Annotated in this window: 1 protein-coding gene (cut by both window edges); it reads left to right on the plus strand. The window is 61.6% G+C overall.

All 12,698 nt of this window come from inside a single coding sequence — locus tag NFR87_RS01990, RCC1 domain-containing protein, on the plus strand. Of the gene's 70,575 coding nucleotides, 22,033 precede the window and 35,844 follow it; the stretch shown corresponds to coding positions 22,034-34,731, spanning codon 7,345 (partial) through codon 11,577 (complete); the first complete codon in view begins at position 3. Both the start codon and the stop codon lie outside the window.

Raw genomic sequence — 12,698 nt, forward strand, 5'->3', positions numbered from 1 at the left:
CAGAGAACATCTATCTGGATCCCGCGCAGATCGTACTGACCAAGCGGGAGGGCTTCAATCTGATCCAGGCGGTGGAGACCAAGACGATCCCCGCCGCAGAGATCGCCAACATGGCCGCGGGGCTGAGCTCCAATCTCAGCTTCAAGTCTCTTGACAGCACGGTGGCGACCGTGGCGGCTGTGGTGGACTATCCCGACAATATCGACCTGCTGCAGGTGACGCCGGAGCAGTTCGGTACGACCTATATCATCGTGACCTATCAGGATAACGGCGATGTTTACAACGGCTTCTTTAAGCTCCACGTGATGCCGCTGCCCGACGCCAGCGATCCCACGCCCAGCGTCACCTATCCCAAGGTGGCCACCGGCGACGGCTTCTCTGTCGTTCTGCGGGACGACGGTACGGTCTGGACCTTCGGCGCCAACGGCGACGGCCGGCTGGGCGCGGGCCAGAATGTGGAGAATCTGACCTCGCCCAAGTGGATCCTGGGTAATCCCGCCAGCACTCAGCCCGCCGACCGGGCGGTGCGTGTGGCCGCAGGCTCCAACTTCGCCCTGGCCCTGATGGCTGACGGCTCCGTGTACGTCTGGGGCAGCAACCGCTATGGCCAGCTGGGGCTGAGCAACAGCCGGAACATCTATCTGCCGGAGATGCTCAACCTTGTGGACGCCAACGGCGATAAGATCATGATCACGGAGATCGCCGCCGGCCAGGATCACGCCCTGCTGCTGGATAACAAGGGCAATGTCTATGGCATGGGCTCTTATGCCGACGGCAAGCTGGATATCCGCAAGACCAGCGGAATGACCACCGGGCCGGAGCGGCTGATCCTGCCCTCCTCGGCCAAGGCCTACAACATTTCCGCGGATATTCGCAGCACCCATATCCTGACCCGGGACGGCTCCGTGCTGAGCTTCGGTAAGTATGTGGACGCCTCTCAGCCCGAGCCCACCTACGATCAGGGCCAGTTTGGTACGGAGTACGCCTCCACCAGAGGCCCGGCCTATGCCAGCACTGAGGGGACAATGATCGCCATGTCCTCCGGCAACAGCAGCATGATGGCCATTGACACCGACGGCCAGGTCTGGGTCTGGGGCCGGAATGACTATGGCCAGCTGGGTGTGGGTACGTTCAATAACCAGATCGTGGCGACCAGGGCGAGCACCACCTTCAACAATCCTGCCGCCTATGACGCGACGGGAGCGCTGGACATCGCCCAGTCCAGAATTTACGAGACTCCGGACAACGGCGCCACCTTCCAGTATACCGCGTCCTACATGAATGAGCTGAATAACAACGGTGGATATCTGCCCGTTGCCATTGAGGTGGCGGCCGGCAGCACCGGTATGGTGCTCTATGCCGATCACACCGTCAGATCCGCCGGCTCCAACACCAAGGGCGCCTTGGGCGCCAACGTGGATCCCGGCGTGCTGCCCATGCGGCATGTGGCGGATTACGTCCTGGCCGGTGAGTCCGATCCCGTGAGCGCGGACAACATGCTCATCCGGGTCATGAATATCGCCTCCAACAGCTTTAACAATACCATGCTGGCCTACGACAACCGGCACGGCACTGTGTATGCCTGGGGCAACAACGAGCACGGCCAGGGCGGCGACGGTACGTATATGAGCCGCCAGCAGCCCACCAAGGTGCTGGAGAACGGCGGCGGCTCCTACCTGGATATCTCCCATGTGGAGTGGACGTCCAGCCACTATGGCTACGCGGGCTGGAAGACCACCATGGAGTATGACACGATCCTCCACAGCGACGGTACCAGAGGCACCGCTATCATTACCGGCGACACCCTCCAGATCACCCTGGCGGATATCCTGGCCTATCTGGGCTTCAACGCCTACGGCAAGAACACGTACGTTCCCACTGGCCTGGTGTTCCGCTCTGTGAATCCCAATGTGGCTACCATTGACAACCAGGGCCTGATCACGGCTTTGGATGTGGGCACGACCTATATCCTGGTGGAGGATGACCAGGGCAACATGGGCTACTTCAAGCTCAATGTGCTGCCCATGCCCGCCAGCATGGGCGCGCCTGACCGGAACTTCCCCATGATCTCCGTGGGCGCCAACCACTCGGTGGCGCTGAAGAGCGACGGCACTGTGTGGACTTGGGGCTCCAACTCCGCCTACCAGCTGGGCACCACCAAGCAGATCCGGCAGTCTACGGTGCCGGTGCAGGTGTACACCCGGGATTCCAGCGGCAACAATATCCCGCTGACCGGGATCATCAAGGTGGCCGCAGGCGGCAACCATACGCTGGCGCTGGCCGCTGACGGCACTGTGTACGGCTGGGGCGACAACTCCAGAGGAACCATCGGTCAGGGCGCTGCCAGCCCGGCGGTCTTTGTGGCCACCAAGGTGCTGGGCTCCGCCGGAGCCGGCACTGAACTGGGTAATGAGATGGATATAAATGGCGACGTCGATCCCATTGTGGACATCATCACCAGCGGCGCAGTGAGCAGCGCCGGCGTTGAAATCCGGGGCTACAGCTTCGCCCTGTCCGCCGGCGGCAAGATCTATGGCTGGGGCAATGATTACCACGGCCTGCTCGATCCCATCAACACCGACGGCAGGAACCGCATCTTCAACCTGCCCACCAATATCAGCGACGCCAACCCGCTGCTCCAGAACGCCACGGCTCTCTTCGGCGACAAGATCGCCGCCAACGCCAGAGCGCTGAAGCGGGACGGCCAGATCGTCACATGGGGCGAGAACAAGGATGACGCCTATGGCAGCTATGCGGCGGTAGGCAGAGAGCTTCCGGATCGCGTGGTGCTGGATGGCCGCGCCCTGACGGTGGCCGGCGGCGTATACAACGGCGCTGCCATCACCACCGACGGCGAGGTGAAGACCTGGGGCGGCAGCGCGGAGACCAACTGGGCCAACGGCAAGGATGCATCCGGTCTGGCCAGGCACTATATGCTGCCCACCACCTTCACGGAACTGTCCAACGGCTATGTGTACGATGCCGCCAACGGTTTGGCGCTGGATTTCCCCATTGATGTGGACATCTCCGAGTACCTGCATGTGGCCTACATCGACACCACGCTGTGGTCGGTGGGTAATGCGGAGCCGGGACAGATCCTGAACAACAGCCTCCAGAGCCCGGCGTTGGGACAGGGTGATAACTTGACGCCTGTGGCCACCGGTGTTCCCGCGCCTGTTTCCGCCGGCGCGTCCGGTACGCCCGGAGCGGGCATCACCGGTGTGATCGGCGTACGCAACTCCATCTCCGCCCGGGATGGACACTCCTTGATCATGAAGAAGAACGGCTCCCTGTGGAGCTACGGCGCCAATACAAATGGCCGCCTGGGCGACGGCACCTCTGCCGCCACCGACGTACCGGTGCGTGTGGGTGCGGCCTACTTCGTACTGGAGGATTACACCATCTCCATTGAGGTGGGACAGGAGTTTGTGTACGACGCTGAGCCCGTCATCTCCGCCTTCAATGTGTTCAACAATGTTGAGGATGGCAGCGGCGCTGAGCTGAATATGACCTGGATGGTCTGGGACGAGACCCGGGACTCCGTGCAGGTCGATGGTCACAGCTGGAACAACATCGTGGATGTGGACGCCACAGCCTACCGCAATGTGCTCCAATACAACGGCAAATTCCACAAGGCCAAGTTCACCGGCGTGAATCCGGGCACCACTTACGTCATCGTGGGTGTGGAGAACGATCCCATGATCTCCACCTCCATTCGGGTAGAGGTGCGTCCGTACAACACCGGCATCGTGGGCCAGGGCGGCGGCTACTATCAGGACATCTATGACGCTTTCGATCAGAGAACCTCCGCCACGGGCGCCCATGACACGGACAATGTGGCCACCGGCGACCGGCCGGCCGGCCAGACCAGCTCCTCCGACGGTGTGATCTCCAGCCTGCAGCAGGCCACGGCTCACAGTGTGGCCTACCCGCAGGTGGCCTCTGGCGCCAACTTCACAATGGCTCTGGCGGCAGACGGCACGGTCTGGACTTGGGGCGCCAACGATTACGGCCAGCTGGGCGTGGGCGAGCTCTACGGCACTTACGCCGGGCCCGTGCAGGTCAAGCAGGTCGACAAGGCCGGCAATGAGACCTATCTGAACAATGTACGCAAGATCGCGGCGGCAGGAAACTTTGCCATCGCGCTGAAGAATGACGGCACAGTCTGGGGTTGGGGCCGCAACGACGCCGGCCAGCTGGGACTTGGCGATAGCGCGCCCATTCGGGTGACCCGGGCCACGCAGATGAAGAAGGGCCAGCAGGTCACCACCACCTACAGCAATGGCGGCAACCAGGAGTATATCCAGGAGATCGTCGACATCGCCGCCGGCGGCAGCGATGAGGCCCACGGCTTCACCCTGCTGGTACAGAGCGTCTACTATAAGGCGTGGGTGCTCAATAGCAACACCGGCACCTATGAGAAGAAGACGCTGAATGTGGGCGCCAACCTCTTTGGCACCGGCGACAATGAGCGCACCCAGCTCTACAACGACGCACGGGTCAAGCGCTACTACGAGCCTGTGACCGTGACCGGCGAGATGGTGTCCCAGGCGGCTGCCGGCCTGAGTGCGACGGCCTACTTCCTGCTGGCCAACGGTACGGTAATGGCACAGGGCAGCAATACGGCCTATGAGATGGGCACCGGAGCGGGCACCAATGGCAACAACGAGGGCTCTGCGCTGCTGGCTTACCGCGCCATGGCCGTCGGCGCGGGCGCCCAGAGCGGCATGGCCACCACCTTCCTGGTGGAGGCGGCCCAGTCCGGCACGGCAGTGGCGCTGAACGGCGACGCCACCGGCGAGACCTTCGCCTGGGGCTACAACCCCGCCGGCGCGCCGGTATTCCCCACCGGTGTGCCCACCGGAACCATCCAGCAGCCTGTGAGCCTGAAAAACTTTGGCATCAATGAGGTAATGCGTATGGGCGGCGGCAACAGCATCTACATGCTGGAGGCCCTGAAGAATCCCAACACGCAAGACCTGGAGAGCGCCCTGATCTACAGCGGCGCGGGCGCCAAGGGACAGCTGGGTCTGGGCACTGGCGCCAGCACTGGCATCATGGTAGTGGGCGGCAACGCGCTCTACGGCCTGACCAATGTGGGCGGCGTTCTCAGCGCCACTTCCTCCATCGGCGGTCAGCACTCCGCCTTTGTGACGGCGCAGGGCGACGTATACGCCATGGGCTACAACAGCGTGGAGCAGATCGGCCGCCAGAACGTGGCGCATCTGAGCACCGCGGAGAAGGTGGGTCTCGAGGTCACAGTGGAGGCCAAGCAGACCCAGGTCTCCCTGAAGCTGAGCGCTGACAGCGCGGCGGTCACGACCCTGAGCGATACCTTCGATCTGGGCAATAATTACACCATCTATAATGGATTCAACCTCAACAACGCCGGACAGACGGTGCTCACCGCCGCGCAGGCGGGCGCGACCTACCAGTCCATGGATACCAGTGTGGCCACGGTAAACGCCGCCGGTATCATGACGGCTGTCGGCTATGGTCAGACCACCATCCTGACTACCATCGGTACGCAGACCTACCAGTTCAACGTCTACGTGCTGAAGCCTTACACTTACGCCACCAGCGTTCAGGAGACCGTGGCCTATGCCCAGACGGCAGTGGGCGAAGAGTTCGTGCTGGCGCTGAAGGCCAACGGCGACGTCTACAGCTGGGGCCGCAACGACTACGGCCAGCTGGGCCTCGGCGACGGCAGCCAGAGCGGCGGTCTGGAGAGCAAGCCCCAGAAGATCACCTTCACCAGTGACCGGGTCACCGGCTACAGTGATAACCTGGGCCGGGACGTGATCCTGGATGTGGACGGCAAGTTCTACGCTGTGGATTCCAGCGGCGCTAAGCTGGATGCCGATCCTGAGACTCCGGGTCAGTACCTGGATATCCGGGCCGACCGCGTGACCACGCACTATGAAGAGGCCAAGATCACCCGGGTGGCCGCCGGTGTGGACTTTGCCTTGGCGGTTGATACAGAAGGCACCGTGTACACTTGGGGCCGGAACATTTTCGGCCAGATCGGCAACGGCCTGATCTCCTCGCCCGGCACAATAGCCAGCAGAGAGGTCTTCTACACCAAGCCCACCGTAGTGACGGCACTGTCCCAGCTGGGCAGCGACCTGATCGATCCTGATTTCAAAATCGTGGACGTTTACGCAGGCGCCTATTACAACAGTACGGTGGATCGGAACAGGGAGCAGAGCTTTGCGGCTGTCCGCTCTGCCCGGGGCGACATCTTTGTCTGGGGTACCGGCGAGAATAACCAGGTGCGTAAGTATCTGGCGGCCAACCGGGACACCGTGTCCACACCCAACTATCTGCAGCTGGCGGATGTGGTGGATCTGGCGGTGAATACCAGAGAAGCCAACAGCTACGCGCTGAATCAGCGGGGCGATCTGCTTACCTGGAATGCCAACAGCGGCACTCTGGGCGGTACCGTGCGCACCAATTTGAACACCCTGCTCCAGCCCTCGGAGCGGATCGTGAACATTGCCGGCGGCTACGGTGACGTGTTCCTGGTCACCGACGCCAAGCAGGTCTATGGCATGGGTACCAACGCCAACGGCCAGCTGGGCACCGGCAGCACCAATGATGAATCCACCTTTGTCCTTCTGCCGAACTACAGCGGCATGGACATTGTGGATATTGCCGCGGGCGATACCACCATGGTCATCGACAAGACCGCGATCGGTAACCAGGTCTGGGTCGTGGGCGCCAACAACTCCGGCGAGCAGGGCGTCAGCGACACTGTGCTCGGCAAGGGCACGGACAGCACCAGCTTCAACAAGCTGTTGGCCGGCGAAGCCTCCGACCTGCACAACCTGGGCATGAACAATCCCAGCGATCCCCTTAATACCGTGGTGTCTGTGGACACAGATACCGGCAACGGTACCGACAACGGCACCTCCGCAGGCATCATCAGCACCGGTAACGTGTATACGTGGGGCGCCAACGCGTACGGCCAGAACGGCACAGGCATCATCGGCGTCTATCCTGCCTTCAAGGGCGGCAAGGACTACCGGGATATGCCGGGCTACACCTATAACATGTATCTGTCCATCGACAATGCGGAGGTGGAGAACAACCGTCTGGTGGTCGTGCTGAAGCACGATCCGGAGAGCACGCAGCTGGTCTGCAACAGCTGTGGCGCCGTGGCCACCAGCGGCAGTGTGGGCAACGCCCATACCGGCTGCACCGGCGCTGTCACCGGTACTCTGGTGCTCCAGGAGAAGGGCCCCGTGGCAGGCATCGGCGTAAAGGCGTCCATCAAGTGGTTCAACGTCTATTCCGAGGCGCCCAATATCCAGCCCAGACTCCTCTACGCGTCCTCTGATCCCAGTGTGGTAACGGTGGATGCGGCGGGCAACCTGAGCTACTGCGGCGTGGGTAAGGCGGAGATCTCCGTCTACGAGGCGGTCACCGGACTGTATACCTTCATGGAGGTAGAGGTACTGCCCTTCACCACCAAGTATGACGCCAATCCGATGTACCTGACGGCGCCGCAGGTGGTCTCCGGCAAGGACTTCTCCGCCGCCCTGACCAGCGAGGGTACAGTCTGGACTTGGGGCAGCAACAAGGTTGGCCAGCTGGGTATCCAGCAGCAGGGCGTCGAGATGCTGCCGGATCACGGCGTGACCAAGGTGAAGATCAACGCCACCACCGAACTGAGCAATGCGGTGTCCATTGCCGCGGGCGACGATTACATGCTGGCGGCCACCCAGGACGGCAAAGTGTATGCCTGGGGTCAGGATAGATACAGTTCCCTGGGCCGCAACGCCGCTGACGCGTTCAATGAGACGGTCTATTACACGCCGCAGTTCGTACTGAACGTAAACGGCCTGGGTTACCTGGGCGACGAGACTACCGGCAAGATCGTGAAGGTCTATGCCTTCGGACACACCTCTGCCGCGATCAGCGAGGACGGCGCGGTGTATGTCTGGGGCCACAACCTGAATAAGCAGATCATGCCCACCAACACCGACAACGTCATGAGCCGGCCCCAGAAGGTACCCGGAATAGACAACGCGGTGGAGCTCTACATGAGCGAGGACAACATCTCCATCCTGACCCGGGACGGCCAGATCTGGAGCCTGGGCAACCGGAGCGCCGGCCTGATCGGCCAGGGCGAGGGCGACAATGCCAGCGGCATGGCGAGCTACGTCCAGCCCATGTTCAACAGCGACGCCACCGATTATCTGGCGGGCGCGGTAGACGCCGGCGTGGGCGCCAGCCAGAGCATCATCATGACCATGGAGTATGATCCTCAGCTCATGGATCCCTCCAACCCGGGCGGCACCATCGAGGGCCTGAGCCAGCACATTTACATGCTGGGCCTGACCGGCGAGAAGACAAAGCTGCCCACGGGCGATCCCGACATGGATGCGGCGATCAGCGGAAAGAGCCGCGTATCCCTGCCGGTGGAGTACAACGGCTTTGACAAGCAGGAGTATGTCCGCCTGATGGCGCTGGCGGAGGACGCCTATAATACGATCCAGGAGAACAGCAACGCCACCAAGATCAGCCAGGTACAGCAGGAGTACACCCAGGCGGTGAACAACACAGGGGCGGCGGTGAACAACGCCAATACCGCCAAGGTTGCCGCCGCGGCTGCGTATACCAGCTACCAGGGAACCTATACCAGCGCGAAGAACGCCTATGACGCGCTGATGGCCAGCCCGGCTGTGAGCTCGGCGGAAAGCGCTTATATCGCGGCCCAGGGACAGCTGGTGACCTCCACTCAGGATGTGACCGCGGCCTATAACGCCTGGCAGGATGCGGAAAAAGTCGTGCAGGATATGGTGGATCAAAACGGCGGTGTGCCGCCGGTGACCGATCCGAATTACATTGCGGCGCAGAACGCGGCAAGCACTGCTTACAATACCTACCTGCCGAAGAAGCAGCAGTATGACAACGATCTGGCGGCGACCAAGGCGGCTGAGGCTGCCTACAACGCGGTTCTGATGCCCAACATTGCGACCATCCGGGCCTGGCAGGATGCGGAAGAGACCATGCAAAATCTGAGCTACGATAAGGCCCGCACAGAGACGGCGTACAATGACGCGGTGCTCGCCAACAACAAGGCCATCGCGCGGAAGACCGCACTGGACAATGCGGTGAACGCAGGCACCATCAGCGCGGCCGCCGCCACCGCCGCCACGATCTACACCGGCCATATTCAGAGCTTGAAGAACAGCTCTGATCCCGAGGCCAAGAAGAAGGACAGCCTGCGGGCGCTGACGGAGCAGTTGATCGATATCGCCAAGGAGATCACCAGCCTCACGGCGGAGGAGACCTATTCTGTCAGCGGGTTCAGTGGGAACATCGTCTCGGTGTACGCGGGTACCTACTACAGCGCCGCCATCACAGAGTCCGGCGGTGTGTACATGTGGGGCGAGAACCTGGAGGATGCCTGTCTGCTGGGCAACCGGGGCGATGCGGAGAATTACTATGATCCGACCCTCGTCTTCGGTGGTGAGACCGGCGACAACGATCTCAGCGGTATCGTACGCCTGGGCACGACCTCTAACTCCACCCACACGGTGGTTCACGGCAACAACGGCGTGGTCTATGACTGGGGTAACAACGTATACGGCCAGTTGGGCGACCACACCGATGTGGACAGCAGTGCGCCCGTGGTGGCCGGCGGAGCCGAGCTGCGTATCGATCCTCTGATCCACCTGGATCTGAGCGACAACAGCAACTCCTCCACCAGAGTAACTCCCATGAACAACATGATGATGGTCTACGGCTCCAACAATGGCATTCTGAACAACTTTGCCTGGAAGTCCCTGGACGACTCTATCGTCATGCTGCGTGACAACGGCGATCCCACGACCCAGAGCATTGGCCTGGCCGCTGTCCGCGAGGGCGAGACCAAGGTGCTGGCGCAGGATCGGATCACCGGCCAGATCGTCTATACCCGGGTCATCGTCACTGACGGTACGACCTACCCGCAGCTGGTTCTGGGCAAGGACACCAGCACCGCCCTGAAGAAGGACGGCACCGTGTGGGCCTGGGGCAACAATACAAAGGGCACTGTGAAGGGCAAACTGGGCGCCGGGCTCCTGGATCAGACCATGATAACGGCTCCCGTTCAGCTGACCCACTACAGAATGTCGCCCGGGGACAACACGCTCTACGAGTTTAAGGATATCATTCGCGTGGTGGCCGGCGACGAGTTTACGCTGGCGCTGGACGCCCAGGGCGAGTATCTGTACGCTTGGGGCGACAACACTTACGGCCAGCTGGGCTACAATCCCAGAGAGCTGAGCAGCACTGACCGCCCGGTGCGGATCGAGCTTGACATCGGCAGCACCAAGATCATCTCCATCGCTGCGGGCAGCAACCACGCCATGGCGCTGACCAGCGACGGACGGGTCTGGACTTGGGGCGATAACACCTACGGACAGTTGGGCCGTAACGTCTCCGAGGTTCCCACCTATACACCTGCGCCCATGAGCGGCTTCTCCAGCGGCGGCGAGCTGAGCAACGCCATGGATATGGCCGGTACGGCCGGCACCACTGCGGTACTGCTGACCAACGGCACCGTTTGGACCGTGGGCAGCAACAGCAGAGGCGAGCTTGGCATTGGCGTGCATCCCGAAGAGCTGGCGCAAAGTCCCACCCTGGTGCGGGTCACCAAGGCCGCGAGCATCATCAACGAGGCCATGGGCACCATTGTGGAGGGCGACGAGATCTACGGCATCAACCGCCTGATCGGCCGCGGACACAACTTTGCCATGATCACCGAGGGCAAGGAAGTCTACACTTGGGGCGACAACACCTCCAACCAGGTCGGTACACCCGCCTGGTACCAGACGAGAAACGCCAGCGAGACCAGTGATACCTATCAGACGCACGACTACGCCATTCAGCCTGTAAAAGTGCGCCTGGGCGACAGCACGCCCGTAAAGAAGATCATCGACGTGTCCATCGGCGGCAGCGATGAGGATCCCGTGCAGATGCTGGCAGTGGGTATGGATGTGGAGTACACCAACATCAATAACGTTCTGAAGGTGACCAACCGTACCTACTACACTTACGGCTGGGGCAGCAACCAGAGCTCCAAGGCCGGCCTGAACCTGAGTGTGGGCGATGAGACCAGAGCCTACGCCTCGCCCACGGATATCTTTATGGACAGCAATAAGCAGCCCATCGAGCTGCTGGAGGACGGCGCCCAGATCAAGGCGCTGGCGGCCGGTGGCCAGCACTCCGCGGCCTTCGATACCAAGGGTATCGTATACACCTGGGGCAACAACGAGTTTGGCCAGCTGGGCAACTTTACCCATGACAGTGAAAGCCACAGCGAGCCCGGCCTGGTGGATGAGGCGCGTATCGCCATTTACTCCGTGAAGGAGGAGCAGCTGGGCGTCTTCGTCGAAGAGGTGGAGCGGACAGAGACTGAGAATTACAACTTCACCCTGCCGTACAACGATCCCACCTCCGGGATGGATCCCATTTCGGAGAAGCTGGTGGCGAAGTATCTCTACTCCTTCAGCGTGGATCAGGAGGTCGATGAGAAGCGGACGGAGAAGCTGACCTATCGGCTGCTGGACGACGCCAATGTGGAGGTCTCCGGACTGAGCATGGAGGGCACCGACAGACGGCAGGAGCATATCTCCTTCAGTATGGACGACGTCCACAGCATCATCACCACCTACGAGGATGTGGTGATCGCCGCGGACAACACCACACCCAAGAGCTATGGTCAGACCCGTCTCATGGTAGAGTATGAGCCGGAGGTCGGTGAGACCGGCAGGATCGCCCGGGTCGGTACGGCCCTGGTGGACGTGCTGGGCGCCGACGTGGTGGACTCGGTGGATCCCAGTATCATCCATCCCTTCCGGACACTGCCCGATGTGAAGGCCGGCAACGGCTTCACTGTGGCGCTGCGGATGGACGGCACCGTTCTGAGCTGGGGCGACAACACCTCTGGCCGTCTGGGCCAGGGCTCCCTGGCGGAGAACAACATCACGCCGACTGAGGTGACCATTCCCTTCGATCTGACCAACTTCCCCGACAGCTACATCACCAAGATCGCGGTGGGCGCGGCCCATGTCATCGCTGTCGACAACTATGGCCAGGTCTGGGCATGGGGCAACAACGAGTACGGCCAGCTGGGTCTGGGCCAGGGCGACACCGTAAGCAGAAACGTGCCGGAGCAGGTGACCATACCTGTCGCGGCGGGCGAGGCTGTGCCGCGGTTCGTCACTGTGTACACCACGGACAACAGCAGCTTCCTGGTGACGGCTCAGGGCGATGTATACGCCTTCGGCAAGGATGAGGATTTCATGGTGGATCTGGGCTACGACACGGTGCCCACCGCGATGAAGATGCTCAACCACACCCTTGAGGTGAGCCAGGGTTACGTGCTGAAGAACAGCGGCAGCATTTGGAAGCTGCCTGACAGCAAGGAGAGCCCCGATATCGTTAAGGCCCGCATCGAGAATGTGAGCTATCCCAATGTGGAGCGCCAGATCGTGGCCATGTCTGCCCATTCCGGCTCTCATGTCAATACGGATACCTCCAGCGGCGATCCGATCCCCACCGGCGGTCACGTACTGGCGATCGATGCCGCCGGCAAGCTCTGGGGCTTCGGCTCCAACGGCCTGGGCCAGTTGGGCAACGCCAGCGGCAGAGGTTCCGGGTTCCTGATCCCCATTACGGTGCCTGGGGTGGACGAAAATGACAAG

It is taken from the genome of Vermiculatibacterium agrestimuris (genome assembly GCF_943193085.1).
In the GTDB taxonomy this organism is placed as follows: Bacteria; Bacillota; Clostridia; order Oscillospirales; family Oscillospiraceae; genus Vermiculatibacterium; species Vermiculatibacterium agrestimuris.